This window comes from Streptomyces sp. NPDC088915 (assembly GCF_044749825.1).
Classification (GTDB): domain Bacteria; phylum Actinomycetota; class Actinomycetes; order Streptomycetales; family Streptomycetaceae; genus Streptomyces.
The window spans coordinates 1-25,640 of the sequence record NZ_JBIVIR010000017.1 but is presented as its reverse complement, the minus strand read 5'-3'; the positions used below and the strand labels follow the sequence as shown (position 1 = coordinate 25,640).

Genomic DNA, 25,640 nt, shown 5'->3' with positions numbered 1-25,640 from the left:
TACCCGGTCGTCCCTGGTGGGGGGTCTCCCCGGTACGACCAGCGCACATCCTCACGGCACGGGGCGGTAACTGACTGTGGCGCATGTCACTGAACGCCCATATTTGAGCTAGTTCAGAGCTTGCGTCCGGTTCTCACGGCGCGAGGACGTCCAGCTCCTGGAGGGCGCCGACCGCGATCTGCCGGGTCAGCTCCTCGGCGCGGGCCGCGTCCCGCTCCCGTACGGCCTCGGCGACCCGGACGTGGAGGGTGACGGCGGCCGGGTCGGGGTCCTCGAACATCACGTGATGGTGGGTGCGGCCGGTGAGGACCTCCGCGACGACGTCGCCGAGGCGGGCGAACATCTCGTTGCCGGAGGCGTCGAGGACGACCCGGTGGAAGGCGATGTCGTGGACGAGGTACTCCTCCAGGCGCCGGCCGCGCGAGGTGGCGACCATGCCGAGGGCCTGCTCGGTGAGCTCGCGGCACTGCTCGGGGGTGGCGTTCAGGGCCGCCAGGCCGGCGGCGACGGGCTCGACGGCGGAGCGCAGCACGGTGAGCGAGCGGAGCTGGCGGGGGCGGTCGGCGCCGGCCAGGCGCCAGCGGATGACCTGGGGGTCGTACACGTTCCAGCTCGCGGCGGGGAGCACGGTCACGCCGACGCGGCGGCGGGACTCGACGAGGTACATGGACTCCAGGACCCGGACGACCTCGCGGACCACGGTCCGGGAGACGTCGAAGCGCCGGGCGAGCTCGTCGGTGCGCAGCACGGTGCCGGGCGGGTACTCCCCCGCGGTGATCGCGAGGCCCAGGGTGGCCAGGACGTGGGAGTGGAGCCCCTGGGCCTGTGTCGTCATGGGGGCCAGCCTATGCGGGTACGCGGGGGTGGACACAGCGGGACCGGGGGCCGGAGCGGCTCCCGGAGCAGGATCCGGAGCAAGATCCGGAACTAAAAGTACTACTTTTATGTCACAGTCCCTTGAATACGTCGTACCTCATGGGTTTCATGAACGCGACGGACAACGGAATCGATGTCGAAGAAGACAGCGAGGCACCCCATGAGCAGCACCCCCCAGGCCCCTCCCGTCGTCGTCGTGATGGGCGTCTCGGGGACCGGCAAGACCACCATCGGTCCGCTGGTCGCCGAGGCCCTCGGCCTCCCCTACGCCGAGGGCGACGACTTCCACCCGGCGGCGAACGTCGCCAAGATGTCGGCCGGCGTTCCGCTGGACGACGAGGACCGGGGCCCCTGGCTCGACGCCATCGGGGAGTGGGCGCACGGCCGTGCCGGGCTCGGCGGCGTGGTGAGCAGTTCCGCACTGAAGCGGGCGTACCGGGACCGGCTGCGTGCGGCCGCGCCCGGCGTCGTCTTCCTGCATCTGACCGGTGACCGGGAGCTCATCGAGGGCCGGATGGCCGCGCGCAAGGGGCACTTCATGCCGACGGCGCTGCTCGACTCCCAGCTCGCCACCCTGGAGCCGCTCCAGGACGACGAGGCCGGCGTCGCCGTCGACGTGTCCGGCACCCCCGAGGAGATCACCGCCCGCGCCGTCGCCGCCCTGCGCGGCCGGACCGCCTGACCCCCTCCGCCCCCTCTTCCTCCTGCCCGTACGAAGGACACCACCGTGACCAGTCTCAGCGTCGAGATCCTGGCAGCGGACGCCGCCGAACCGATCACCTCGGCAGGCAACGCCCAGCTCGGAATCGCCGTGCTCGCCGGCATCGCCGTCATCGTCCTGCTCATCACCACGTTCAAGCTGCACGCGTTCCTGGCGCTGACCATCGGGTCGCTGGCGCTCGGCGCGTTCGCGGGCGCGCCGCTCGCGGACACCATCAAGTCCTTCACCACCGGCCTCGGCGCCACCGTCGCCGGCGTGGGCGTGCTGATCGCCCTCGGCGCCATCCTCGGCAAGCTGCTCGCGGACTCCGGCGGCGCCGACCAGATCGTCGACACGATCCTGGCGAAGGCGAGCGGCCGGGCCATGCCCTGGGCGATGGTGCTCATCGCCTCCGTGATCGGCCTGCCGCTCTTCTTCGAGGTCGGCATCGTGCTGCTGATCCCGGTCGTGCTGCTCGTCGCCAAGCGCGGCAACTACTCCCTGATGCGGATCGGCATCCCGGCCCTCGCCGGCCTCTCCGTGATGCACGGGCTCATCCCGCCGCACCCCGGCCCGCTCGTCGCGATCGACGCCGTCGGCGCCAACCTGGGCGTCACCCTCGCCCTGGGCCTCGTCGTCGCGATCCCGACCGTGATCATCGCCGGCCCGGTCTTCTCCCGGTACGCGGCCCGCTGGGTGGACATCAAGGCCCCCGAGAACATGCTGGGTTCTCTTGACGGGGCGACGCGCCCCTCCGAGGACCTGGAGAAGCGTCCCGGCTTCGGCGTCACCGTCGCGACCGTGCTGCTCCCGGTCGTCCTGATGCTGGTGAAGGCGCTCGTCGACATCGTCGTGGACGACCCCGAGAACGGCGTCCAGAAGGTCACCGACGTCATCGGCTCGCCGCTGATCGCGCTGCTCGCCGCCGTCATAGTCGCGCTCTTCACCCTGGGCCGGGCGGCCGGCTTCACCAAGGAGCGGCTGTCCTCGACCGTCGAGAAGTCCCTCGCCCCGATCGCGGGCGTCCTGATGATCGTCGGCGCGGGCGGCGGCTTCAAGCAGACCCTGATCGACATCGGCGTCGGGCAGATGATCCTGGACTTCTCCAAGAGCTGGTCCATCCCGGCCCTGCTGCTCGCCTGGCTGATCGCGGTCGCGATCCGGCTCGCGACGGGCTCGGCGACGGTGGCGACGATCTCGGCGGCGGGGCTCGTGGCTCCGCTGGCGGAGGGCATGTCGACGGGCGAGACGGCGCTGCTCGTGCTCGCGATCGGCGCCGGTTCGCTCTTCTTCAGCCACGTCAACGACGCCGGGTTCTGGCTGGTGAAGGAGTACTTCGGCATGAACGTCGGCCAGACGATCAAGACCTGGTCGGTGATGGAGACGATCATCTCGGTCGTGGGCATCGTGTTCGTGCTGCTGCTGTCGTTGGTGCTGTAGCGCCGCCGGAAACGAAGGGTGAGGGCCGGTCACGGCTGACAGACTGTCGGCCATGACCGGCCCCCACGCGCTCAAGCCCTTCCTGCTCGCCTTCCCCGGCCCCCTGCGGGACCGGCTCGTCGCGGCGGTCCTCTCCGGCGAGAAGACCGCCACGACGGGGCTCCTCCTGGAGTACGAGGCCGAGAAGGAGGAGCTGCCCGAGGTCGGCGAACGCTCGGCGGTCGTCGACTCGGACGGCCGCGAGGTGGCGGTCGTGGAGATCACGCAGGTCCAGGTCCTGCCCCTGCGCGACGCGGACCTCCGCCTCGCGCTCGCCGAGGGCGAGGGCCACCGGTCGGTCGCGGAGTGGCGCGCGGGCCACGAGGACTTCTGGCACGGCGAGGAGATGCGGGAGGCGCTGGGGGACCCGGAGTTCGTGGTGGACGGGGACACGATGCTGGTCGTGGAGTGGTTCCGGGTGGTGGAGGTGCTCCGGCTCGACGGTTGAGGGTCGAGGGAGTCGGCCCCGGTCCTCAGCCCACCGCCCTCGCCGCCGCCCGCCCCGCCGCGCGGCCCGAGAAGACGCAGCCGCCGAGGAAGGTGCCTTCGAGGGAGCGGTAGCCGTGGACGCCTCCGCCGCCGAAGCCGGCCGCCTCGCCCGCCGCGTAGACGCCCTCCAGGGGCTCGCCGCCCTCCGTCAGGACGCGGGAGTCGAGGTCGGTCTCCAGGCCGCCGAGGGACTTGCGGGTGAGGATGTTGAGGCGCACGGCGATCAGCGGGCCCGCGCCGGGGTCCAGGATGCGGTGCGGGGCCGCCGTGCGGATGAGCCTGTCGCCCAGGTACTTGCGGGCGCCCCGGATCGCCGTGACCTGGAGGTCCTTGGTGAAGGGGTTGGCGATCGCGCGGTCGCGGGCGGTGATCTCGCGGCGCAGGGCGGCCTCGTCGATCAGCGGCTCGTCGGTGAGCGCGTTCATGCCCCGGACGAGGGCGGAGAGGTCCTCCTCCACGACGAAGTCGACACCCTTGTCCATGAAGGCCCGGACGGGGCCGGGGACGTCCGCCCGCGCGCGGCCGATGACGTCGCGGACCGACTTGCCGGTCAGGTCGGGGTTCTGCTCGGAGCCCGAGAGGGCGAACTCCTTGCCGATGATCTTCTTGTCGAGGACGAACCAGGTGTGGTCGTACCCGGTCCGCACGATGTGTTCGAGGGTGCCGAGGGTGTCGAAGCCGGGGAAGAGCGGCACGGGCAGGCGCTTGCCGGTGGCGTCGAGCCAGAGGGAGGACGGGCCGGGCAGGATGCGGATGCCGTGGCGGGCCCAGACGGGGTTCCAGTTCTCGATGCCCTCGGTGTAGTGCCACATCCGGTCGCGGTTGATGTGGCTGGCGCCGGCCTTCTCGGCGATGCCGAGCATGAGGCCGTCGACGTGCGCGGGGACGCCGGAGAGCAGCTTGGCGGGCGGGGTGCCCAGGCGGGCGGGCCACTGGGCGCGCACGAGGTCGTGGTTGCCGCCGATGCCGCCGGAGGTGACGATCACGGCCTGGGCGCGCAGCTCGAAGGAGCCGGTGGCCTCGCGGCCGCTGGCGGTGCCGCGCGGGGCGGCGGAGGGTTCCAGGACCTCGCCGGTGACGGTGTCGACGGCTCCGGCGGTGCGGCCGAGGCCGGTGACGCGGTGGCGGAAGCGGAACCGGACGAGGCCCCGGGCGACGCCCTCGCGGACCTTCCGCTCGAAGGGGGCGACGAGGCCGGGGCCCGTGCCCCAGGTGATGTGGAAGCGGGGGACGGAGTTGCCGTGCCCGGTGGCGTCGTAGCCGCCGCGCTCGGCCCAGCCGACGACGGGGAAGAACCGCACCCCGCGCGCGTGGAGCCAGGCGCGCTTCTCGCCGGCCGCGAAGTCGACGTACGCCTCGGCCCACTTCCTCGGCCAGTGGTCCTCGGTGCGGTCGAAGCCGGCGGTGCCGTACCAGTCCTGGAGGGCCAGGGCGTGGCTGTCCTTGACGCGCATCCGGCGCTGTTCGGGCGAGTCGACCAGGAAGAGGCCGCCGAAGGACCAGTGGGCCTGGCCGCCGAGGGACTGTTCGGGTTCCTGGTCGAGGAGGATCACGGTGCGGCCGGCGTCGACCAGCTCGGCGGTGGCGACGAGTCCGGCGAGGCCGGCCCCGATGACGATCACGTCAGCGTCGTAGGACATGGACCGCATCTTGGATACACCGGTGTATCCAGTCAACCGTTCGGGCTCTTTCCCCGGGCTGGGGGCCCTTCTCGCTTTTTTAATGCCTGGCATTAATATGGTCACATGGCCAGGACATCGGGACCCGAGACCCGGGAGAAACTGATCCGCGCGGCGGAGGAGCTCTTCGCCGCCCAAGGCGTCCACGGGGCGCAGTTGCGGGACGTCGTGGCCCGTGCCGGACAGGCGAACCCCTCCGCCGTGCAGTACCACTTCGGCTCGCGCGCCGGGCTGCTCGACGCCGTGATGGCCGGGCGCCAGGCCCGTACGGAAGCGGTCCTCGCGCCGCTCCTGGAGGGCGCGGACGGCGACCTGAAGGGGCTGGTCGCGGCCCTGATCACGGCCGAGGCCGGTGAGCTGCGCACCGAGCGGGGCCGGCGCTGCCTGCGGATCTCCGCGCAGCTCAGCCACGAGAGCGGGGTCCGCGCCCGCACGCCCCACCCCACGCTCGCCGGCACCGGCTACTGGCGCCTGATCGAGCGGATCGGGGACCGCCTCGCCGCCACCGGGCTGCCCGAGCCGCTGCTCCTGGAACGCCTCGACCTGGCGCTGACCGTGGTCGGCGCGGCCCTGGCGGACCGGGCCCGGCAGTACCTCGACGGCACCGAACCCCTCACCGGCGAGGCGCTCTTCCTCGCGGACCTCGCCGAGACCACCACCGCCCTGCTGCGCGCCCCCCGGCCGGAGCCGGCGGACGACCGGAAGGACCCCTCATGAACGACCTCACCGGCAGGACCGTCCTCGTCACCGGCGGCGCCCGGGGCCTGGGCGCCGAGGCCGCCCGGCAGGCCGTGGCCGCCGGGGCGAACGTCGTGATCACCGACGTCCTGGACGAGGAGGGGAGGGCGACCGCCGGGGAGCTCGGCGAGCGGGCCCGGTTCCTCCACCACGACGTGACCTCCGAGGAGGAGTGGGCGGCGGCCGTCGCGTACGCGGTGGCGGAGTTCGGCGGGCTGCACGGCCTGGTGAACAACGCCGGCATATCCACCGGCACCCTCCTGGAGACCGAGTCCGTCGAGCACTTCCGCAAGGTCCTCGACATCAACCTGACCGGCGTCTTCATCGGCATGAAGGCCGTGGTCCCCGCGATGCGGGAGGCGGGCGGCGGCTCGATCGTCAACATCTCCTCCGCCGCCGGTCTGATGGGCCTGGCGCTGACGGCCGGTTACGGCGCCTCCAAGTGGGGCGTGCGCGGCCTGACGAAGATCGGCGCGGTGGAGCTCGGCACGGCGCGGATCCGCGTCAACTCCGTCCACCCCGGCATGACGTACACCCCGATGACCGCCTCCGTCGGCATCGAGCGCGGCGAGGGCAAGTACCCGAACACCCCGATGGGCCGGGTCGGCGAGGCCGGTGAGATCGCGGGCGCGGTCGTCTTCCTGCTCTCGGACGCCGCCTCGTACGTGACGGGCGCCGAGCTGGCGGTGGACGGCGGCTGGACGACCGGTCCGACGGTCAAGTACGTCATGGGGCAGTGAGGCCGGGCCGCGCGGCTTTGACCGGACTGCTTCGCCCGGACTGCTTCGCTCGGACGGCTTTGCTCGGACGGCTTTGCTTGGATGGCTTTGCTTGGATGGCGGCATGAGTTCCGCCGAAGAGATTCTCGACGTCGTCGACGAGCAGGACCGGGTGATCGGGCGGGCCCCGCGCGGTGAGGTGTACGCGCGGGGCCTGATCCACCGCTGCGTCTTCATCCGGGTCCGGGACGCCGACGGCAGGGTCTTCGTCCACCGCAGGACGCCGACGAAACTGGTCTTCCCCTCGATGTACGACATGTTCGTCGGCGGTGTCGTCGGCGCGGGCGAGTCCTACGACGAGGCCGCGCTGCGCGAGGCCGAGGAGGAGCTGGGGGTGCGGGGGCTCCCCCGCCCCGAGCCGGTGCTGCGCTTCCTGTACGACTCCGGGGGCGTGGCCGGGAAGTGGTGGTCGGCCGTGTACGAGGTCCGCTGCGAGCTGCCGGTGGACCCGCAGGCCGAGGAGGTCGCCTGGCACGCCTTCCTGACGGAGGACGAGCTGGCCGCGCGGCTCGGCGAGTGGGAGTGGGTGCCGGACGGGCTCGCCGCGTACGAGCGGCTGCGGGCGCACGGGGCGGGACGGGGCTGAGGGCCTGGTCACAGGGGCCTCCGTGCGCCGGGCGGACCGATGATCAGGCCGTTAGGGTGCACGTGTGAGCGATTTCGTGCAGAGTCTGCGGCTCTGGTTCGCGCCGCAGCGGATCCGGGACGAGGGGGACACCCCCGACTACCGCTTCTCCCTCGCCAACGAACGGACCTTCCTCGCCTGGATCCGGACCGCGCTCGCCCTGGTCGGCGGCGGCTTCGCCGTCGACCAGTTCCTGCCGGACCTGCGGTGGGGGGTGCGGGTCGGACTCGCGCTCGCGCTGCTCGCGGCCGGGGTCCTGTGCGCCCTGCGCGCGGTGAACCACTGGGTGCGCTGCGAGCGGGCGATGCGGCGCGGCGCGGACCTTCCGGCGTCCCGGTTCCCGGCGGTCCTCAGCCTCGCGGTGGCCGTGGTGGCGCTCGCGATGGTGGTGGTCGTGCTCTTCGGCTGGGCCGGGTAGTGGCGGGATCCCCGGAAGCGGGCGACACCGGGGCGGTGGTGACCCGGGACCCCGGGCTCCAGCCGGAGCGGACCCGGCTCGCCTGGCGGCGCACCACGCTCTCCTGCACGGTCGTGGCGGTGCTCGCCGTGAAACTGGCCGTCCAGGACGACGCCACTCCCCGGGGGCAGGCCGCGCTCGCCCTCTCCGCCCTCGCGTGGGTCCTCTTCCTGGCGGTGGCCCACCGCCGGATCCGCTCCCTGGACGCGGTCCGGCCGCGCCCGCTCACCCACCGGGGCGCGCTGCTCGCCGCCGCGTGCACGGTCGGGCTGGCCTTCTTCGGGGCGGCACTGATCTGGTGAGCCCGGCGGGCCTGTGGCGCGGGAACGGGAAGGGCGCGGGGACGGGAAGGACGCGGGGACGGGAAGGACGCGGGACACGGACGCGGCGCACGTCCGAAATCAGGATGAGACGGACACATCGGACTAGCCTGGAAAGGTCAGCAGCTCCCTCACAGAGGCCATGTGATGACCGTTCTCCACCACGAACACCCCACGCACGCCCACGCCCACGGTCCGGACTGCGGCCACCGGGCGGTGGACCACGGGGACCACGTCGACTACGCGCACGACGGGCACCTGCACCGCGAGCACGCGGGCCACTGGGACGAGTGCGAGCCGGCCGGACACGTCTCCCACGAGGCGCACGCGCACGAGCACGGACCCGACTGCGGCCACCAGGCGGTGACGCACGGCGACCACGTCGACTACGTGCACGACGGACACCGGCACGCGGCGCACGACGGACACTGGGACGACCACTGATCCGGTGAACCGCCCGGTCCCTCCTTCCCCCGGGCCGGGGCCGACTGGCACGCTTCCCCCCTGTCAGGTCCGGCTCTCATCCGGGGGAACCCCTTGTCTTCCACCGACCCCTACGTGGTCACCCTCGCTCCGCGCGTCCACGCCTTCGTCCAGCCCGACGGGGGCTGGTGCCTGAACAACGCCGGTTTCCTCGGCGACACGGACGAGTCCCTGCTCGTCGACACCGCCGCCACCGAACGGCGGGCCCTGCTGCTGCGCGGGGCGGTCCTCGCCGCCGGGCTCCCGCTGCCCCGGACCGTCGTCTCCACCCACCACCACGGGGACCACACCTACGGGAACGGGGTGTTCGTCCCCGAAGCGCGGATCGTGGGGCACGAGAACTGCCGGGCCGAGCAGCTCGCGGCCGGGCACCAGCTCCACCTGCTGTGGCCGCGGACCGACTTCGGCCGGATCGAGATCCTGCCGCCGTCCGTCACGTACACCGACCGGCTGACGCTGCACGTCGGCGGGATCGAGGTGCGGGTGATCCACCCGGGCGCCGCGCACACCACGGGCGACTCGATCGTGCACCTGCCGGAGCAGGGGGTGGTCTTCACGGGCGACCTGGTCTTCCACGGCGGGACGCCGTTCCTGCCGATGGGGTCGCTCGCCGGTTCGCTGCGCGCGCTCGCCCTGCTGCGCGCGCTCGACGCGCCGACGGTGGTGCCGGGGCACGGGCGGGTGACCGACCCCTCCGCGTACGACGCGACGGAGCGGTACCTGCTGTGGGTGCGGGAGCTGGCCGCCGAGGGGTACGCGAGGGGGGACGCGCCCCTGGAGACGGCGCGGCGGGCGGAGCTCGGCGAGTTCGCCGCGTGGCGGGAGAGCGAGCGCCTGGTGGCCAACCTGCACCGTGCCTACGCGGAGCTGGAGGGCCTGCCCGAGGGGCACCCACTGGACCCGGCGGCGGTGTTCGGCGACATGGCGGCGATGAACGGCGGGGTGCCGGTGGCCTGCCACGCCTGAGCCGTACGGAGGGGTTCCGGGGCGTGTGCCGGGGGCTGGTCCCCCGGCACACGCCCTTTCACGTCCGGCCCTCCGGCACACGCCCTTCGCGTTCGGCCCCCTCCGGCGCACGCCCTCCGCGTCCGGCCCTCCGGCCGGAGTGTGGCGGACACCCCCCTGGACGACATACCGACTGGTCGGTCATCATGAGGGCCGACCGCAGCCGATGCCGTCCGAAGCCGATCCGAAGCCGATCCGGAGGTACGCCCGATGAGTTCCGCCCCGCCGCCAGGCCTCGACCCCGAGCGGTTGCGCCGCTTCCTCGACCGCGAGCGGCCCGGCCTGGTGGCCGGCCCCCTCGAAGCCCGGCTGATCGAGGGCGGGCGGTCGAACCTGACGTACGCGGTGACCGACGGCACCGACGCCGGCCGCTGGGTCGTCCGCAGGCCCCCGCTCGGCCACGTCCTGGCCACCGCCCACGACATGCGGCGCGAGCACCGGGTGATCAGCGCCCTGCACGCGACGGACGTGCCCGTCCCCGGGACGGTCCTGCTCTGCGAGGACGAGTCGGTGCTCGGCGCGCCGTTCTACGTCATGGAGTTCGTCGAGGGGACGCCGTACCGCTCGGCCCGCGAGCTCGCCCCGCTGGGCCCCGAGCGCACCCGCGCCGCCGTCCTCGGCCTGGTCGACACCCTCGTCGACCTGCACGCCGTGGATCCGGCCGCCGTCGGGCTCGGCGACTTCGGGCGCCCCGACGGCTTCCTCGACCGGCAGCTCCGGCGCTGGGGCAAGCAGCTCGACGCCTCGCGGGGCCGGGAGCTGGCCGGGATCGACGAGCTGCACGCCGCCCTCGGCCGGGCGCTGCCCGCCTCTCCCCCGCCCACCGTGATCCACGGCGACTACCGGCTCGACAACGTCCTCGTCGGCCCCGACGACCGGATCCGGGCCGTCCTGGACTGGGAGATGTCCACCCTCGGCGACCCGCTCACCGACCTCGGCCTCCTCGTCATGTACAGCACCCCGCTGGACCTGCCGAACTCCCCGATCTCCACGACCGCCACGGCCCCCGGGCACCCGAGCGCCGCCGAGCTGGTCGAGCGCTACGCGGCCCGCTCGGGCCGGGACACCTCCGCCCTCTCCTGGTACACGGCCTTCGCCTGGTTCAAGCTCGCCGTGATCCTGGAGGGCATCCACTACCGCTACACCCTCGGCCAGACGGTCGGCGCCGGCTTCGACCGCATCGGCGAACTCGTCCCCGTCTTCATCGCACACGGCCTGACCACCCTTCAGGAGGGCTGACCCCCATGGACTTCGCCTACGACGCGCGCACCGAGGAGCTCCGCGCGAAGCTGCTCGCCTTCATGGACGAGCACGTCTACCCGGCCGAGGCCGTCGCCGAGGAGCAGCGCGCCCTGCTCGCCTCCCCGTGGGACACCCCGGCGGTGGTCGAGGAGCTGAAGGCCGAGGCCAAGCGGCAGGGCCTGTGGAACCTCTTCTTGCCCGACGCGGAGTACGGGGCGGGGCTGACGAACCTCCAGTACGCTCCGCTCGCCGAGATCACCGGTCGCAGCCCGCAGCTGGCCCCGACCGCCCTCAACTGCGCCGCCCCGGACACCGGGAACATGGAGCTGCTCGCCCAGTTCGGCGACGAGGCGCAGAAGAAGCAGTGGCTGGAGCCGCTCCTGACGGGCGAGATCCGCTCGGCGTTCGCGATGACCGAGCCCGAGGTCGCCTCCTCCGACGCCACCAACATCGAGACCCGGATCCGGCGGGACGGCGACGCGTACGTGGTCGACGGGCGCAAGTGGTACATCTCCGGGGCGATGAACCCCGACTGCAAGGTCTTCATCGTCATGGGCAAGACCGACCCCGACGGCACCGACCTCCGCCGCCAGCAGTCGATGGTCCTGGTGCCGCGCGACACCCCGGGCGTCGAGGTGCGGCGCGCGATGCGGGTGTACGGGTACGAGGACCACTACCACGGCGGCCACGCCGAGGTGCTCTTCGACGGCGTGCGCGTCCCGGCCGCGAACCTCGTCGGCGAGGAGGGCGGCGGCTTCGCCATCGCGCAGGCCCGGCTCGGCCCCGGCCGCATCCACCACTGCATGCGGCTGATCGGCATGGCGGAGCGGGCCGTGGAGCTGATGTGCCGGCGCGCGGTCTCCCGTACCGCCTTCGGCAAGGCGCTCGCCCAGCAGGGCGTCGTGCAGAACTGGATCGCGGACGCCCGGGTGACCATCGAGCAGCTGCGGCTGCTGGTCCTCAAGACGGCGTGGCTCATGGACACCGTCGGCAACCGGGGCGCGCACACCGAGATCCAGGCCATCAAGATCGCGACCCCGCGCGCGGTCGTCGACATCATCGACAAGGCCGTGCAGGCGCACGGCGCGGGCGGGGTGTCGCAGGACTTCCCGCTGGCCGAGCTGTGGGCGGCGGCGCGGACGCTGAAGCTGGCGGACGGGCCGGACGAGGTGCACCAGCGGTCGCTCGCGCGCCGGGAGCTGAAGAAGTACCTGTAGGGACGCCCGCGGACCGCACCCCGGGACGGGGTGCGGTCAGGGGCGCAGGGCCCGGAGCAGGAGGTCGGCGAGGTGGCCGGCGACCTGCTCGGGGCTGAGGGGGCCGTCCGGGCGGTACCAGGTGGACAGGTGGTGCACGGAGCCGAAGTGGTAGTCGACCACGAGGTCGGCGGGGGTCGCGGAGGAGAACACCCCGGTCTTCTGGCCCTCCTCGATCAGGGCCCGGAACCGCTCGTGGTAGCGGCGGCGCTCGGCCCGCACCCGCTTGTTCTTCTCCGGGCTCAGGTGGTGCATGGAGCGGAAGAAGATCGAGGCGTCGTCGAGGTTCTCGATGGTGGTGACGACGACGTCGGCGGCGGCGCCGCGCAGCCGCTCCTCCACGGGCGCGTCGGCGTCGGCGAAGGCGTCGAGCCGCTCCTGCTGGAGGCGCAGGACCCGGGAGTAGACCTCCTGGAGGAGGTCCTCCTTGGAGCCGAAGTAGTGGTAGAGGGCGCCCTTGGTGACCCCGGCGGCCTCGACGATCTCCTGGACGGAGGTGCGGTCGTAGCCCTGCTCCGCGAAGAGCCGGGTGGCGGCGGCGAGGAGCCTCTGGGGGACGGGGGCGCCGCTCCCTTCCGTCGTCCTGGCCATGCTCCGCCGCCTTCCTTCGTACTTCTTCGGTCGTCGTTCTCGGTGATCGTTTTCGGTCAGGGAAACGTGTTCCCGCCAGGAGATCTTCCCATCCGCCGGGGACTACGGCCGACCGGCGCCCGTCTCCCAGGTCCGCTGGACGTGGTTCATGGTGCCGAGCCAGCGCTCGGGGTCGGTGGCCCGGTTGCGGTAGTAGCCGGCGACCTCGGGGTGGGGCAGGACGAGGAAGCGGTCGGCTCCGACGGCGTCGATCAGGGCGTCGGCGACGTCCTCGGGCTCGATGGCGGTGGGGGCGAGGACCAGCTCGCCCGCGCTCCCGGCGGCGGTGAGCATGTCCGTGCGGACGCCCTGCGGGCAGATGGCGTGCACGGAGAGGCCGCGGTGCCGGTAGGTGAGGGAGAGCCACTCGGCGAAGGCGTACGCGCCGTGCTTGGAGACGCTGTACGGCGCGGCGCCGATCATGGTGAGGAGCCCGGCGGCGGAGACGGTGGAGACGAAGCGGCCGCTGCCGCGCTCCAGCCACTCCGGGAGGAGGGCGCGGGCCGCGCGGACGTGGGCCATGACGTTGACGTCCCAGGCGGCGGCCCAGACGTCCTCGTCGGCGAAGGCGTCGCCGGGCGAGGAGAGGCCGGCGTTGGCGCACCAGACGTCGACGGTGCCGCCGAGGGCCTCGCGGGCCTCGTCGACGACGGCGGAGGCGTCGCCGGGGACGGCGACGGCGCCGATCTCGGCGGCGACCGCCTCGGCGCGGCCGGCGTCCAGGTCGTTGACGACGACGCGGGCGCCCTCGGCGGCGAAGCGGCGGGCGAGGGCGGCTCCGATGCCGCCGCCCGCGCCGGTGACGACGACTCCGGCGCCCCGGAGGGCGGCCGTACCGGTGCTCGTGGTGCTTGCGTCCGTATCCGCGCCCATGTCTGGACCCGCCTCTCCGCGACTCTCCGGCTTCTCCGGCCCGTTCGGCCCGTCCGCCCCCTCCGGCCCTCCGGGACGACGACCCCGGCAGACTAACCGGTCGGTATGCGGAGAGGGAAGGGTCGTCGGAAGGAAGGGGCGGCGGAAGGAAGGAGCCTCCCCGCACGCCTCGTTCCCCCGGGCGGCCGGGAGCGCTAGCGTGCGTGCCCATGTCATGTGCCCCGGCCGGGGCCGCGATCGAGGAGGTTCGCGCATGGGTCTGTCGCGACGGGGTCTGCTGGCCGCCGGAGGCGCCCTGGGGGCGGCGGTGGCGACCGCGCACCCCGCCACCGCCGGGACGCCGGGCCGAGAGACGGGGGCTCCGGGCCGGGAGACCGGGACTGCGGGCCGGGAGGCCGGGCGGCACCGGGTGCGGACCGGCTTCGAGCGGCTCGCGGCGGACGGGTACGCGCTGCTCGACGGGCAGCGGGTCGGCGTCGTCACCAACCCGACCGGCGTGACCCCCGACGCCCGCCACCTCGTGGACGTGATGCACGCCGACGAGCGGGTGGACCTGATCGCCGTCTTCGGCCCCGAGCACGGCTTCCGGGGCACCGCCCAGGCGGGCGGTTCGGAGGGCCGGTACGACGACCCGGCGACCGGGCTGCCCGTCTACGACACGTACCTGAAGAGCGGGCGGCCGCTCGCGGACGTCTTCACCGCCTCCGGGGTGGACACGGTCGTCTTCGACATCCAGGACGCCGGCGCGCGCTTCTACACCTACATCTGGACGCTGTACGACTGCATGGAGGCCGCCGCCCTCGCCGGGAAGCGGTTCGTGGTCCTGGACCGGCCGAACCCGGTGACCGGGCGCGCGGCGCTCGGGCCCGTCCTGGACCGGGCGTTCGCCACCTTCGTCGGGCGCGAGCCGATCGCGCAGGCGCACGGCATGACGGTGGCCGAGCTGGCGCTGCTCTTCAACGGCGAGTTCCTGGCCGCGCCCGTCGCCCTGGAGACCGTGCGGATGACGGGGTGGCGGCGGGCGGACTTCTTCGACTCCACGGGGCTGCCCTGGGTGCCGCCGAGCCCGAACATGCCGACGCCGGAGACCGCGCTCGTCTACTCCGGCACCTGCCTCTTCGAGGGCACGAACCTCTCCGAGGGCCGGGGCACCACCCGCCCCTTCGAACTCCTCGGCGCCGAGGGGATCGACCGCCGGTGGGCGGAGGCGGCGAACGCGCTCGGCCTGCCCGGGGTCCGCCTCCGCGAGGCCTGGTTCGCGCCGACCTTCTCCAAGTTCCAGGGGAAGACCGTGGGCGGGGTGCAGCTGCACGTCCACGACCGGGAGGCCTTCGACCCGGTACGGACGGGGATCGGGCTCCTGGTCACCGCCCGCCGCTCGTGGTCCGGCTTCGCCTGGCGGCCGGACGACTGGATCGACAAGCTGACCGGTTCGACCCGGGTGCGGACCCTGATCGACGCGGGCGCGGACACGGACGAGGTCGTCGGGGCGTGGCAGAAGGACCTGGCGGCCTTCCGGGCGGTGCGGAGGGAGTACCTGCTCTACCGCTGAGGGCCGCCCCGGGAAAGCGGGGTGGCCCCCGGCTCCCGAGGAGGCTGGCGGGAGGCCGCGGAAGGGGCGGGCGGGAGGCCGCGGAAGGGGCGGGCGGGGATGTCCCCGGGGCGTCCCGACGCCCCGCGCCGGATCCCCGTCACGGGTCTGGAAGGGCCCGTGCGCGGGCATGCTGGCCGTGGAGCCGCCGCCCGCGCACGGGGCGCACTCGGTGCCGCGGCCCCCTCGAAGCGGAGGGACGGTCGTGCCGTGGCCGGGATGAGTGTGGAGCCGTACCGGGAGATCTCCTTCGACCAGGACGGCGACGGTCCCCCGGGGCAGGCGTCGGCGCTCGCCGCGCCGGCCCGGCAGGGGGTCTCGGACCTGTTCCTCCTCGCGCACGGGCGAAACGGTTCGCCGTCCGGCGCGACCCGGCTCTGCTCGGACTTCTTCGCCCCCTTCCCCGGGCTGCTCGCCCCGGGGGCCGAGGCCGGGTACGCGGGGGTGGTCTGGCCCTCGGCGGTGTGCACGGGCGAGCCGGGCCCCGACTACCGGGCCCTCGCGACGGTCCTCCCGGGGAAGGAGCCGGTCCTGGAGCGGCTCACCGACCTCCTCGCCTCGGCACCGGCGGAGGAGGCGGCCTTCGCGGATTTCGGGGCACTGCTGCGGGAGTTGGCGGACGTGCCGGACGCCGGGGGGCCGGTGCCGGCGTTCCTGGTGGCGGATCCGGTGGAGGTGTGCGGCCGGTTCGCCGACGCCCTGGGCCCGCAGCTCCCGGAGGGCCCGGAGCGCTGTTGGCGGGGGGCCCGGGAGGCGCTGCGGCAGGCCGCGTACCACGTCCTCGGGCGGCGGGCCGGACACGTTGGGGAGCACGGGCTCGGGCCGCTGCTCGGCGAGGTCGCCCGCACCGCCCCCGGACTCCGGATCCACCTCGTCGGGCACGGCACGGGCGCCCGGCTCGTCGCGCACGCGCTGCGGGGGCTGCCCGCCGGGGCCCGGCCGGTCGCCTCCGTGACGCTCCTTCAGGGCACCTTCTCGCACTACGCGTTCGCCGCGCGGCTGCCGCACGCGCCCGAGCGGTCCGGGGCGCTGCGGGACCTCCAGCACCGGATCCGGGGGCCGCTGGTGGTCTGCCACTCGCGGCACGACACGGCGCTCGGGGCGCTGTACCCGCTGGCGGCCCGGCTCGCGGACGGCTCGGGCCCCGCCGGTGCGGACGATCCGCGCTGGGGGGCGATCGGGCACGACGGGGTGCGGGCGGTGCCGGGGACGGTGGCGCGGAGCCTGGCGGCGGTCCTGCGCGCGGGGGTGCCGGGGGCGGGGTGCGTGAACGTGGACACGGCCGAGGTGGTCCGCTCGCACGACGACCTCTGCCGCCCGGAGCTGGCCCGGGTGGTGGTGTCGGCGTCGGGGACGGGCCGCTGAGCCGGGGCGGCCTGCCGGACGCGGTGGTTCCGCCCCGCCCCACGGGCCCCTCCCGCCCCACTGATGGCTGCCATCCGCATTTCGATGGAACACAGGCGGCTTCCCGTTCGTCCCTCTGATACCGCGGAAGGACCAGCGACGGAGGTGGCGGGAGATGGCCGGTTTCCGGAGTCTCGCGAGACAGGTGCGCGATCCGGGGTGCGACACGGCACTGCGCAGGTACTCCCTGCGCAAGTGTCTGGAGCGGTTCGCCCCGTACGGGCACCGCGCGACCTGGGACCACCTGTGCCGCAGGCACAGGTTCGGACCCGAGGACCGGGAGCTCGACCCGGGGCGGCTCGTGGCGGCGCTCGACGAGTTGGAGGAGGCGCGGGCCGTGTGGCTCGCGTACGAGGAGGAGTTCGCCGCCCGGCGGCGGCGCGAGAAGCACGAGGGGCTGCGCCGGCTCGGCGCGCTCGACGACTGGCACCGGCGGGTCTGGGGCGGCAACGGCGTGGTCCGGTGCGGCGATCCCGGGACGCACCCGTCGGACCCACTGCCGGAGGTGCTGCGGCGGCTGATCACGGCCCTGGAGCGCGGCCCGGGCGAGGCGTGCCCGGTGTGCGCGGGGCCCCGGATCGAGTGGTCGGGGCCCGGCGACCGGTACGAGCCGTGGCACGGCCCGGTGTGCGCCGACTGCGGCGTGGGCGTCCCCCGGGCGGTGCTCACCTCGAACGCCCTGGCCAGGGCCCGGGCCGACCGGGGCCGACGACTGGCGTCGGCGGCGTGACCCTCCGGGCCGCCGGGGACGGGGCCGGGGACGGGGCCGGAGGCGGGGCCGGAAACCCCTGACGCGCTCCACGCGGGCGCGACGGGCGCGGGTTCCGGCCCCGTCCCGGTCTCCCGGGTCGGGAGACTAGGCCTTCTCGTTCTCCTCCGGCGCCGGGCGGCGCACCGGGAGGAGGCGGGAGCCCGCCATCCGCTCGCCGAAGACGTCGTCGGGGTTGGACAGGACGCAGGTCTCCAGGGAGAGACAGCCGCAGCCGATGCAGTCCGTCAGGTGGTCGCGGAGGCGGCCGAGCTGCTGGATGCGCGCGTCGAGTTCGGCGCGCCAGGCCGCCGAGAGGCGGGCCCAGTCCTCGTTGGTGGGCGTGCGCTCCTCGGGGAGCCGGGCGAGCGCCTCGCGGATGGTGGCCAGGGGGATCCCGACCCGCTGCGCGGCACGGACGAAGGCGACCCGGCGGAGGGTGTCGCGGCCGTAGCGGCGCTGGTTCCCGCCGGTGCGGCGGCTCTTGATGAGCCCCTTGGCCTCGTAGAAGTGCAGGGCGGAGACGGCGGCCCCGCTGCGGGCGGAGAGCTGGCCGACGGTGAGCTCGTGGATCTTCTCTGGAATCTGCGGCACTCCGCGACCCTACGGGAACCGCCCCGCCGTCCGGCCGGGCGTTGACAGCGGACCGTCCGCACCACAAGCTGAGCAAGCGCTTGGACAGTGCGACCGGAGCGTGCGGGGCGCCCGGAGGGAACGTGACGAGAGGGAGCAGGGACATGGCCGAGCCGAGGATCTTCACCTCCGCCGAGGAGCTGCGCGCGGGGGTCGGCGAGCAGCTGGGGCACAGCGACTGGCTGGAGGTCGACCAGAAGCGGATCGACCTCTTCGCGGAGGCCACCGGCGACCACCAGTGGATCCACGTCGACCCGGAGCGCGCCGCCGCCGGGCCGTTCGGCACCACCATCGCGCACGGCTATCTGACGCTGTCGCTGCTGCCGGTGTTCGTCCCGCAGGTCCTGGCGGTCGAGGGCGTGCGGATGGGCATCAACTACGGCACGGAGAAGGTGCGTTTCCCGGCCCCCGTGCCGGTCGGCTCGCGGCTGCGCGCCACGGCCGTCCTGGCGAGGGTCGAGGAGGTCGCGGGCGGCGTGCAGGTGACGGCGGCGGTGACCGTGGAGCGCGAGGGCTCCGAGAAGCCGGTCTGCGTCGCCGAGTCGGTCTCCCGCTACTACTTCTGAGCGCCGACCATCCTGAGGACGAGGCCGGCGTAGAGCGCGCCGACCTCGTCGGGCGTCCGGCGGCCCTGGGTGGTGAACCAGCGCGAGACGTCGATGCAGAGGGACAACACGGCGACCGTGGTGCCGGCCACGTCGGGGACGTCGAACTCCCCGGCCGCCACGCCCTCGTTGATGATCCGGCGCACGGCCGCGTCGGACTCGCGGCGCAGCTCGACGATCTCGGCGCGGTGCTCGGGGCCGAGGGCGTCGAGCTCGTACTGGACGACGCGGGCGGTCGTGTGGCGCTCGGCGTGCCAGCGGACGAAGGAGCGGACGGCGTCGGCGAGGCGCTCGGCCGCCGTGCCCCCGCCGTCGGCGGCGGCCCGGAGGATCTCCAGGGCCTTGTCGTGACCGATGCGGCTGATCCGGTGGAGCAGCTCTTCCTTGGTCTTGTAGTGGATGTAGAGCGCGGCCGGGCTCATCCCGGCGCGGCCGGCGATGTCCCGGGTGGTGGTGGCGTGGTAGCCGCGCTCGGCGAACGCCTCGACGGCGGCCACCAGCAGCCGCCGTGCCGCCTCGGGCGTGACCTCGCCCCAGGGCACGTCCTCGCCCCCGGGCGTCTCCTCCGCCGCGCTCATCCCACACTCCTCTTCGGTCCCCGTCAGCACGGACACCATACCAACGAGGGTGAGCAAGCGCTTAGATCCGTCGGCGGGGACGGGTGGGGCCGGGTGCGGGATCAGAGCTTCTGGAAGGGGTCGTGCTCGGCGAGGAGCTTCTCCAGGCGGGCCTGGTCGACCCGGCTGACGATCTGGCCGGCCTCCTGGCGGTCGCGGACGACCTTGGCCAGGGTGAAGGCCGAGGTCGTGAGGTAGAGGACCGAGACGGCGAGGAAGGCCCGCACCCAGGCGCTGGCGTCGAGCTGGTAGACGCCGACGGCCACGGCCGTGAGCGCGATCCCGAAGGAGAGGACGGCCTGCGTGTAGTAGGCGGCGGTGTTCTGCTGCTTGACCGGTGTGTCGCTCATGCGGAACAGCGTCGGACGGATGTGGTCCCCGCCACATCCGTCCGTGTACTCAGGGGCGCGCGGCCGGGTACTCAGAAGGCCGAGATCCCCGTCAGCGCCCGGCCGATGACGAGCTTCTGGATCTGGCTGGTGCCCTCGTACAGGGTCATGACGCGCGCGTCGCGGACCAGCTTGCCGACCGGGTACTCGTCGATGTAGCCGTAGCCGCCGAAGACCTGGAGGGCGTTGTTGGCGGCGCGGACGGCGGCCTCGGAGGCGTACAGCTTCGCCTGGGAGGCGGCGGTGGCGAAGTCCAGGCCGCGGTCGATCAGGTCGGCGACCCGCCAGGTGAGCAGCCGGGCGGCCTCCACGTCGACGGAGATGTCGCTGATCAGCTCCTGCACCAGCTGGTACGAGGCGATCGGCTTGCCGAACTGCTCGCGCTCCCCCGCGTACCGCAGGGCCGCGTCGAGGGCGGCCCGGGCGATGCCGACGCAGCCGGCGGCGACCGACATGCGGCCCTTGGCGAGGGCGGACATGGCGACGGCGAAGCCCCTGCCCTCGGGGCCGAGCATCGCGGAGGCCGGGACGCGGACGTCCTCCAGGACCAGTTCGGCGGTGGCCTGGCCGCGCAGTCCGAGCTTGCCGTGGACGGGGCGGCGGGTGAGGCCGGGGGCGTCGGCGGGGACGAGGAAGGCGGAGACGCCCTTGTGGCCGGGGGCGTCGTTCGTCCGGGCGAAGAGCAGCACGACGTCGGCCCAGGTGCCGTTGGTGATGAACATCTTGGCGCCGTTGACGACGTAGTCGTCGCCGTCCCGCACGGCCCGGGTCGCCAGGTTCCCGGCGTCGGAGCCGGTGCCCGGCTCGGTGAGGCCGAAGCAGCCGAGCGCCTCGCCGGAGGCGAGCCGGGGCAGCCACGCCCGCTTCTGCTCCTCGTTCCCCCAGGAGGCGATCGTCTTGGCGACCAGGCCGAGGGAGACGGAGACGATGCCGCGCACGGAGGAGTCGCCGCGGCCCAGCTCCTCGGTCACGAGGCAGTACGCGAGGTGGTCGCCGCCCGAGCCGCCGTACTCCTCCGGGAGCGTGAGGCCGAGGAAGCCGACGGCGCCGAGCTTCTTCACGATCCCCCGGTCCACCTCCTCCGCGCGGTCCCACGCGGTGGCGTGCGGGGTCACCTCCCGGGCGACGAAGTCCTCGGCGAGCCGCCGTACGGCCTCCTGCTCCTCGCTCAGCGCCAGATCCACCGTGCCACCTCACCCGGCCGTCGGCCGTCACTTTAATTACCACTGCTAGTTTTCGAAGCGCAGGCCTACTATGTGCGCCATGGCCCGACCGCGCAAGCCCCTGCTCAGCCGAGACCGCATCGTCGAGACGGCGGGCGCACTGGTCGACGCGGAGGGCCTCGCCGCGCTCTCCACCCGCCGGCTCGCGGCCGAGCTCGGGGTGAGCGGGCCCTCGCTCTACAACCACTTCCGCACCAAGGACGAGATCCTCGACGCCGTCGCGGACGCGGTGAGCGCGAAGATCGACCTGTCGATGTTCGCGGCGGACGACCCCCGCGACTGGCGGACGGCGCTGCACGACTGGGCGGTCTCCTACCGCGCCGCCCTCGCCGACCACCCGCACATCGTCCCGGTCCTCGCCCAGGGGCCCGGCCGCCGCCCGGCCGGGCTGCGGGTCGCCGACGCCGTCTTCGGCGCGATGGTCCGCGCGGGCTGGCCCCCGGCCCAGGCCACGTACATCGGCGCCCTGATGCGGTACTTCGTCACCGGCTCCGCCCTCGGCTCCTTCGCCCGCGGCTTCGTCGACGACGAGACGGCGTACGACCCCGCCGAGTACCCCCACCTGGGCCAGGCCCACCTGCTCGCGGAACGCCGCCGGCAGGTCGACGAGGGCGCCTTCGAGACGGGTCTGCGGGCGCTCCTCGACGGCCTCGCCGCGCAGTACGCGTCCCGGGTGGCGGGGTCCCGGGAGGCTTCGGGGCCCCGCGACGCTTCGGGACCCCGCGACGCTTCGGGACCCCGCGACGCTTCGGCCGCCGCCGAAGGGTGAGTGCGGCAGCCTGGGGGCATGACTGCCAAGGACCTCGCCGCGCTCGCGGCGCTCTTCGCGGACGAGACCCGCGCCGCGTTCCTGCTCGCCCTGCTCGACGGGCGGGCCTGGACCGCCGGGGAGCTCGCCCGGCACGCCGGGGTGGCGCCGTCCACCGCGAGCGAGCACCTCGGGAGGCTGGTCGGCGGCGGACTGCTCGCGGAGGAACGGCAGGGCAGGCACCGGTACGTACGGCTCGCCGACGCCGGGACCGCGCACCTCGTCGAGGACCTGGCCGCCCGGTCGGGTCCCCCGGCGCCCGCGCGGCCCCGCTCGCTGCGGGAGGCGAGCGCCGGGGCGGCGATGGCCCGCGGCCGGACCTGCTACGACCACCTCGCCGGGCGGCTCGGCACCGCGCTCACCGAGGCGCTGACGGCGCGGGGACTGCTGCGGCAGGACGCCGGGTTCGCGCTCACGGACCGGGGCCTGGCGTGGTTCGGCGAGCAGGGCATCGCCCTCGTACGGAAGGGGCGGCGGCCCGTCGCGCGCGGCTGCCTCGACTGGACCGAGCGCCGGCCGCACCTCGCGGGGGCCGCGGGCGCCGCGCTCTGCCGCCACGCGCTCGACGCCGGGTGGTGCGTGCGGGTCGGGTCCGGGCGGGCCGTGAAGGTGACCCCGGTGGGCGAGGACGCGCTGCGGGCCTGCCTGGGGATCGCGCCGGGGGCGCTGCGGTGACGGTCGCGGGCACGGCTTCGGCTTCGGCGGGCGCCGCTTCGGCTTCGGCGGGCGCCGCGCGGAGACCCGCCGGGCCTCAGTCCGTCCACCGCCATTCGACGCCGTACACGCCCGGTGCGCACTTCACGGGCAGCAGGTGCGTCGTGTGGAAGTCGTCGAGGGGGGCGAGCTGCCGGCTCCGGGGCTCGGCCCCGAGCTGTCTGCGGTAGGAGTGCCAGCACTTCGACGGAACCGCCGAGGGGTGGAAGCGCACCTGGAGCAGATAGGCCTGCAGGGGCGTGGTGACGCGGCGTTCGTGGTGGTGGGAGACTCCCGCGGCGGAGGGGGAGCGGAGCGTGTACTCGACGACCGCCGTCTCGTTCCTGGCCAGCCGGCGGCCGAGGGGGAGCTCGGCGATCACACAGTTGAGCTCCGGCCGTGAGCGGACGCTCGGGGGCGGGCCGTGCGGGACGGTGAGGTCGACCGCGTCCGCGTCGGTCTTCGCCGAGTCCAGGGTGTGGACGACCGTCAGGTGCCGCACGCCGTCGCGGACGGCCCTGACCGCGACGGTGACGCGCATCGCGTCGATGAGGCGGTGCCGGTTCACGCTCACCGTCTCGTGGACGACCAGTCGCCGCAGGCCGGCGTTGAAGTACGGGAAGGCGTCGCCGAGGACCTTCTCCAGGACGGAGTCCTCGCCGTAGACGCCGCGGACGGCGGCCGGGTCGTGCTGCGGGACCCAGCCGCGCGGCCGGCGTCTCAGCAGCGAGCGCAGGGTGCCGCTCGGGAGGTCGAGGAAGGGCTCCAGGACGTCGACGGCCCGCAGGGACTGGGGCTTCTCCGGCAGGCTGCGCCCGCTCTGCCAGTAGCTGAGGGTGGCGAGGCTGAGGGTGATCCCGTACGACTCCAGGTGGTCGCGCACACGGTCCAGCGGCAGGCCCCGCCGCCGCAGGGCCTCTTTGAACACGGCCGCGAACATCCTGTCCGGGTCGTCGGGGTGGGGGGTGTTCGGCATGGCGTCTTCCAGCGGGCGGGAGCTGCGGGCAGGGCTGTGGGGAAAAGGCAGCCGGGGGCCGCTCGCCTTGTCCGCGAGCGCCCCCCGGCCGGTCCTGCTGTGGACGTGCTCAGTTGGTGTTGAGCGTCAGCCCGTAGTAGCGCAGGGCGTCGTCGAGCGGCTGGAAGTACGAGGTGCCGCGGGAGTTGACGCCGCCGGTGCACTGCTGCTTGACCGGGCCGCCGGAGGTCATGCCCTGGGCCTGGTTGCCGGAGATGTACGCGCCGCCGCTGTCGCCGCCCTCGACACAGACGGTGGAGGTGGCCAGACCGCTGATGACCGTGTCCGGGCCGCCGTTGAGGTCGATGTAGGTGACGGTGTTGTTGTACGAACCGACCGTGCCGCAGGTCCAGCCGGTGGTGGCGCCGGACTTGCAGACCGCGGCGCCGGACGCGGCGCGGCTGCTGCCCTTGACGGCGACCGTGCTGGTGGTGCCCTGGCCCCAGGTGCCGACCGCGGTGAGGATCGAGTTGCCGGAGTTGATGGTCAGGAGGCCCATGTCGACGCTGTTGGTGCCGAGCGCGTAGCGGGTCTTGTAGCCCTGGGCGAAGGCCGTTCCGTCGTAGCGCAGGGTGTTGGTGACGCAGTGCCCGGCGGTCACCAGGTACTGCCTGCCGGAGCTGTCGCGGGCGCCGTAGCCGACGGAACACCACTGGCTGGTGTTGTTGAACGTCATCTTGCTGCCGGGGTAGATCGCGGCCTTGGCCTCGAGCTTCTCCTGGTCCCGCACGATCCGGACGGCGGCGCCGTGCTTGGCGGCCTTGGCCAGGAACGCCTTGGCGGCGGCGCCCCGGTCGTTGTTGACCTTGACGGTCACCTTGTCGGCGGCCAGGTCCACCGACCAGGCGACGACCCCGGAAGGGACCTTCTTGGCCGCGAGGGCGTCCAGCTCGGCCTTGACCTCGTCGAGCGCGGCCCGGCCACGGGCGGGCACCCGGGCGGCGAGGCCGGCCTTCTCGATCCTGGTCGCCTCGGCCTCGTCGCCGGCGTTGACGGTGAGCTTGCCGGAGGCGTCGAAGAAGGCGCCGTCGTCGGCTATGCCGCTCTTCTCCAGCCGGGCGAGCACGGCCTGCTGGGCGTCCTGCCGGTCCAGGCGGTCGACCGCGGCCTCCTCGCTCACGCCGAGCGAAGCGGCCAGCGCCCGGACCATCTCGGGCTGGTAGCGGGGGGTGGACGCCGTGTCCTGCGCCTGGGCCGTGAACTGGGTCCCCAGGACCGCCGAGGCCGAGAGCGCGATGCCCACCGCGGCCAGGCGGTACTTACGAGAGTTACGCACGTTGATTCCTTCCGGACGACAGCCGGGAACCCGATGGGGGGTTTATCGCCGAAATGCGCCAACAACGCATCGACGAAAGGCGGTTCCAGGCTGACGGAGAGTCACCGACTCGCCGTGGTCCGAACTATTGCGTAGCGATCGAAAGAACTTCAAGACGCGTGCGGTGGGGAGTTTTTAACAGAATTCACGGCTGCCCGGTTGAATGGGAAAGCGTCCTGCCGGACGTCGATCCGCGTGTTGTCACCGATCTTCGGGCGGTACCGGACAGATCAACGGAAATGATCGCCCGCGCTTCGTGCGGCGACCGGGATACGTATAGGTGATTGACCGTTTCCGGATATTCGGGGCCGAGGCCGGTTCGTAGGCTGGCTGGATCCGATCGGCAGTCGAGCGGTCCCGAAGAGTCGCAGCCCGCTGAGCGGGAAAGCGCAGAACCGAGGAGACGGCGCCATGGCCAAGGTCTACTTCCAGGTCAATGTCCCCATAAAGAACTCCGTGCGGCCCGAGCAGTGCGGGCTCCACGTCCTCACCGGGCCGGCGGACACCTGGTCGGACGCCCTGCGCATCGCGCGCGAGACCTGTGACACGGCGGCCGCCGCGCAGAGGGCGGGCTTCCCGATACCCCGTCGGCGCCCGGACGGCTGGGGAGCGCGCGGGCTGCGCCCCGGCTGGGTGTTCGACTGGACGGCCGCGACCGTGGACGCCTGGGGGCACGACGGGACGTTCCGGACCGACGGGGTCGTCGCGTCCCGCTGGGGCGCCTTCTAAGCGGTGTCCCCCAGCCGGTGGGCGAGGTCGCGGCGGGAGAGCGCCCCCGTCTTGCGCATGGCGCGGGCGATGTGCTGCTCCACCGTCCGGGGAGAGAGGTGCAGGGTCGCGGCGATCTCCCGGTTGGTCAGGCCGGAGGCCGCAAGCTGGGCCACCTCCGCCTCCCGGGGGGACAGTCCGTCGGCGTGCGAGGGGCGGCCGGGAGGGCGGCCCTTCTTCGCCGGCAGGCGCGTGCGCAG

Annotated in this window: 30 protein-coding genes; 19 read left to right on the top strand and 11 right to left on the bottom strand. The window is 73.6% G+C overall.

The genetic code is table 11. The annotated features are described in order from the left end of the window. Window positions 1-133: 133 nt before the first annotated feature. The gene (locus ACIP5O_RS27895) at window positions 134-835 is read right to left on the bottom strand and encodes a FadR/GntR family transcriptional regulator (RefSeq protein ID WP_125667177.1); all 702 of its coding nucleotides are present in this window, start codon (window positions 833-835) and stop codon (window positions 134-136) included. A gap of 201 nt (window positions 836-1,036) precedes the next feature. Between ACIP5O_RS27895 and ACIP5O_RS27890 the strand changes: the two genes are divergently transcribed. The 3 genes from ACIP5O_RS27890 to ACIP5O_RS27880 are packed head-to-tail and all read left to right on the top strand — an operon-like array spanning window position 1,037 to window position 3,503. Next, window positions 1,037-1,558 (top strand): gluconokinase, encoded by a 522-nt coding sequence (locus tag ACIP5O_RS27890; RefSeq protein ID WP_401297867.1) that lies wholly within the window; start codon window positions 1,037-1,039, stop codon window positions 1,556-1,558. Window positions 1,559-1,603: 45 nt separating this feature from the next. Continuing rightward, a complete protein-coding gene (locus tag ACIP5O_RS27885) occupies window positions 1,604-3,016 on the top strand; it encodes a GntP family permease (RefSeq protein WP_401297865.1) in 1,413 nt (470 codons plus the stop codon). 52 nt (window positions 3,017-3,068) lie between these two features. After that, a complete protein-coding gene (locus ACIP5O_RS27880) occupies window positions 3,069-3,503 on the top strand; it encodes an ASCH domain-containing protein (RefSeq protein ID WP_401297862.1) in 435 nt (144 codons plus the stop codon). Window positions 3,504-3,528: 25 nt separating this feature from the next. On the opposite strand, the gene ACIP5O_RS27875 is transcribed toward ACIP5O_RS27880, so the two are convergent. Beyond that, window positions 3,529-5,184: an FAD-binding dehydrogenase gene (locus tag ACIP5O_RS27875; RefSeq protein WP_401297859.1), complete on the bottom strand. Its 1,656-nt coding sequence runs from the start codon at window positions 5,182-5,184 to the stop codon at window positions 3,529-3,531. A gap of 105 nt (window positions 5,185-5,289) precedes the next feature. Between ACIP5O_RS27875 and ACIP5O_RS27870 the strand changes: the two genes are divergently transcribed. The 9 genes from ACIP5O_RS27870 (at window position 5,290) to ACIP5O_RS27830 (ending at window position 12,089) form a co-directional block, all read left to right on the top strand. Then, the gene (locus ACIP5O_RS27870) at window positions 5,290-5,940 is read left to right on the top strand and encodes a TetR/AcrR family transcriptional regulator (protein ID WP_401297857.1); all 651 of its coding nucleotides are present in this window, start codon (window positions 5,290-5,292) and stop codon (window positions 5,938-5,940) included. After that, window positions 5,937-6,701 (top strand): glucose 1-dehydrogenase, encoded by a 765-nt coding sequence (locus ACIP5O_RS27865; RefSeq protein ID WP_401297854.1) that lies wholly within the window; start codon window positions 5,937-5,939, stop codon window positions 6,699-6,701. The genes ACIP5O_RS27870 and ACIP5O_RS27865 overlap by 4 nt, the downstream gene beginning before the upstream one ends. A 103-nt stretch (window positions 6,702-6,804) precedes the next feature. Beyond that, window positions 6,805-7,326: an NUDIX domain-containing protein gene (locus tag ACIP5O_RS27860; RefSeq protein ID WP_401297851.1), complete on the top strand. Its 522-nt coding sequence runs from the start codon at window positions 6,805-6,807 to the stop codon at window positions 7,324-7,326. 64 nt (window positions 7,327-7,390) lie between these two features. Then, window positions 7,391-7,783 carry a YidH family protein gene (locus ACIP5O_RS27855; RefSeq protein WP_401297849.1) on the top strand — a complete coding sequence of 131 codons (393 nt, stop codon included), beginning with the start codon at window positions 7,391-7,393 and terminating at the stop codon, window positions 7,781-7,783. A 35-nt stretch (window positions 7,784-7,818) separates the two neighbouring features. Then, entirely contained in the window at window positions 7,819-8,124 is a 306-nt protein-coding gene (locus tag ACIP5O_RS27850) for a DUF202 domain-containing protein (protein ID WP_401297847.1), read from the top strand. 165 nt (window positions 8,125-8,289) lie between these two features. Then, window positions 8,290-8,586 carry a hypothetical protein gene (locus ACIP5O_RS27845; RefSeq protein WP_401297844.1) on the top strand — a complete coding sequence of 99 codons (297 nt, stop codon included), beginning with the start codon at window positions 8,290-8,292 and terminating at the stop codon, window positions 8,584-8,586. 93 nt (window positions 8,587-8,679) lie between these two features. Then, a complete protein-coding gene (locus tag ACIP5O_RS27840; protein WP_401297841.1) occupies window positions 8,680-9,591 on the top strand; it encodes an MBL fold metallo-hydrolase in 912 nt (303 codons plus the stop codon). A 249-nt stretch (window positions 9,592-9,840) separates the two neighbouring features. Next, a complete protein-coding gene (locus ACIP5O_RS27835) occupies window positions 9,841-10,869 on the top strand; it encodes a phosphotransferase family protein (RefSeq protein WP_356546172.1) in 1,029 nt (342 codons plus the stop codon). A gap of 5 nt (window positions 10,870-10,874) precedes the next feature. Then, complete coding sequence (locus tag ACIP5O_RS27830; protein WP_401297838.1) at window positions 10,875-12,089, top strand: acyl-CoA dehydrogenase family protein; 1,215 nt, start codon at window positions 10,875-10,877, stop codon at window positions 12,087-12,089. A 36-nt stretch (window positions 12,090-12,125) separates the two neighbouring features. Here the strand turns inward: ACIP5O_RS27830 and ACIP5O_RS27825 are convergent, their stop codons facing one another. Both ACIP5O_RS27825 and ACIP5O_RS27820 read right to left on the bottom strand, forming a co-directional pair. Then, window positions 12,126-12,719, bottom strand: a complete 594-nt coding sequence (locus ACIP5O_RS27825; RefSeq protein WP_356546168.1) for a TetR/AcrR family transcriptional regulator — start codon at window positions 12,717-12,719, stop codon at window positions 12,126-12,128. 102 nt (window positions 12,720-12,821) lie between these two features. Further along, a complete protein-coding gene (locus tag ACIP5O_RS27820) occupies window positions 12,822-13,631 on the bottom strand; it encodes an SDR family oxidoreductase (protein ID WP_401297835.1) in 810 nt (269 codons plus the stop codon). Between the two features lie 253 nt (window positions 13,632-13,884). Between ACIP5O_RS27820 and ACIP5O_RS27815 the strand changes: the two genes are divergently transcribed. The 3 genes from ACIP5O_RS27815 to ACIP5O_RS27805 all read left to right on the top strand — a co-directional run bounded on the left by ACIP5O_RS27815 (window position 13,885) and on the right by ACIP5O_RS27805 (window position 17,356). After that, window positions 13,885-15,183 carry an exo-beta-N-acetylmuramidase NamZ domain-containing protein gene (locus ACIP5O_RS27815; RefSeq protein WP_401297833.1) on the top strand — a complete coding sequence of 433 codons (1,299 nt, stop codon included), beginning with the start codon at window positions 13,885-13,887 and terminating at the stop codon, window positions 15,181-15,183. Window positions 15,184-15,441: 258 nt separating this feature from the next. Next, window positions 15,442-16,587 (top strand): serine-threonine protein kinase, encoded by a 1,146-nt coding sequence (locus tag ACIP5O_RS27810; protein ID WP_401298256.1) that lies wholly within the window; start codon window positions 15,442-15,444, stop codon window positions 16,585-16,587. Window positions 16,588-16,741: 154 nt separating this feature from the next. Next, complete coding sequence (locus ACIP5O_RS27805) at window positions 16,742-17,356, top strand: hypothetical protein (protein ID WP_401297830.1); 615 nt, start codon at window positions 16,742-16,744, stop codon at window positions 17,354-17,356. 126 nt (window positions 17,357-17,482) lie between these two features. On the opposite strand, the gene soxR is transcribed toward ACIP5O_RS27805, so the two are convergent. Beyond that, window positions 17,483-17,968, bottom strand: coding sequence for a redox-sensitive transcriptional activator SoxR (gene soxR / locus ACIP5O_RS27800; protein WP_401297827.1), 486 nt, complete (start codon window positions 17,966-17,968; stop codon window positions 17,483-17,485). A 143-nt stretch (window positions 17,969-18,111) separates the two neighbouring features. Here soxR and ACIP5O_RS27795 point away from each other — a divergent pair, with 143 nt between their 5' ends. Further along, window positions 18,112-18,573 (top strand): MaoC family dehydratase, encoded by a 462-nt coding sequence (locus ACIP5O_RS27795; RefSeq protein ID WP_356546156.1) that lies wholly within the window; start codon window positions 18,112-18,114, stop codon window positions 18,571-18,573. Here the strand turns inward: ACIP5O_RS27795 and ACIP5O_RS27790 are convergent. The 3 genes from ACIP5O_RS27790 to ACIP5O_RS27780 all read right to left on the bottom strand — a co-directional run bounded on the left by ACIP5O_RS27790 (window position 18,564) and on the right by ACIP5O_RS27780 (window position 20,802). Beyond that, entirely contained in the window at window positions 18,564-19,190 is a 627-nt protein-coding gene (locus ACIP5O_RS27790; protein ID WP_365540041.1) for a TetR/AcrR family transcriptional regulator, read from the bottom strand. The genes ACIP5O_RS27795 and ACIP5O_RS27790 overlap by 10 nt on opposite strands. A 101-nt stretch (window positions 19,191-19,291) precedes the next feature. Continuing rightward, the gene (locus tag ACIP5O_RS27785) at window positions 19,292-19,579 is read right to left on the bottom strand and encodes a YiaA/YiaB family inner membrane protein (RefSeq protein ID WP_401297825.1); all 288 of its coding nucleotides are present in this window, start codon (window positions 19,577-19,579) and stop codon (window positions 19,292-19,294) included. A 71-nt stretch (window positions 19,580-19,650) separates the two neighbouring features. After that, window positions 19,651-20,802, bottom strand: coding sequence for an acyl-CoA dehydrogenase family protein (locus ACIP5O_RS27780; RefSeq protein WP_401297822.1), 1,152 nt, complete (start codon window positions 20,800-20,802; stop codon window positions 19,651-19,653). 79 nt (window positions 20,803-20,881) lie between these two features. Here ACIP5O_RS27780 and ACIP5O_RS27775 point away from each other — a divergent pair, with 79 nt between their 5' ends. Both ACIP5O_RS27775 and ACIP5O_RS27770 read left to right on the top strand, forming a co-directional pair. Beyond that, window positions 20,882-21,610 (top strand): TetR/AcrR family transcriptional regulator, encoded by a 729-nt coding sequence (locus ACIP5O_RS27775; protein ID WP_401297819.1) that lies wholly within the window; start codon window positions 20,882-20,884, stop codon window positions 21,608-21,610. An 18-nt stretch (window positions 21,611-21,628) separates the two neighbouring features. Beyond that, on the top strand, window positions 21,629-22,324 hold the full coding sequence (locus ACIP5O_RS27770) for an ArsR/SmtB family transcription factor (RefSeq protein ID WP_401297816.1): 696 nt from the start codon (window positions 21,629-21,631) through the stop codon (window positions 22,322-22,324). Between the two features lie 76 nt (window positions 22,325-22,400). Here the strand turns inward: ACIP5O_RS27770 and ACIP5O_RS27765 are convergent, their stop codons facing one another. Together ACIP5O_RS27765 and ACIP5O_RS27760 are read right to left on the bottom strand one after the other, a co-directional pair. Beyond that, window positions 22,401-23,318 (bottom strand): hypothetical protein, encoded by a 918-nt coding sequence (locus ACIP5O_RS27765; RefSeq protein WP_401297813.1) that lies wholly within the window; start codon window positions 23,316-23,318, stop codon window positions 22,401-22,403. Window positions 23,319-23,427: 109 nt separating this feature from the next. Next, the gene (locus ACIP5O_RS27760) at window positions 23,428-24,633 is read right to left on the bottom strand and encodes a S1 family peptidase (RefSeq protein ID WP_401297810.1); all 1,206 of its coding nucleotides are present in this window, start codon (window positions 24,631-24,633) and stop codon (window positions 23,428-23,430) included. Window positions 24,634-25,083: 450 nt separating this feature from the next. Between ACIP5O_RS27760 and ACIP5O_RS27755 the strand changes: the two genes are divergently transcribed. Beyond that, window positions 25,084-25,401, top strand: coding sequence for a hypothetical protein (locus ACIP5O_RS27755; protein WP_356546142.1), 318 nt, complete (start codon window positions 25,084-25,086; stop codon window positions 25,399-25,401). Here ACIP5O_RS27755 and ACIP5O_RS27750 read toward each other — a convergent pair. Further along, the coding region (locus tag ACIP5O_RS27750; protein WP_401297807.1) for a helix-turn-helix transcriptional regulator at window positions 25,398-25,640 on the bottom strand (243 nt) is incomplete at its 5' end. The genes ACIP5O_RS27755 and ACIP5O_RS27750 overlap by 4 nt on opposite strands.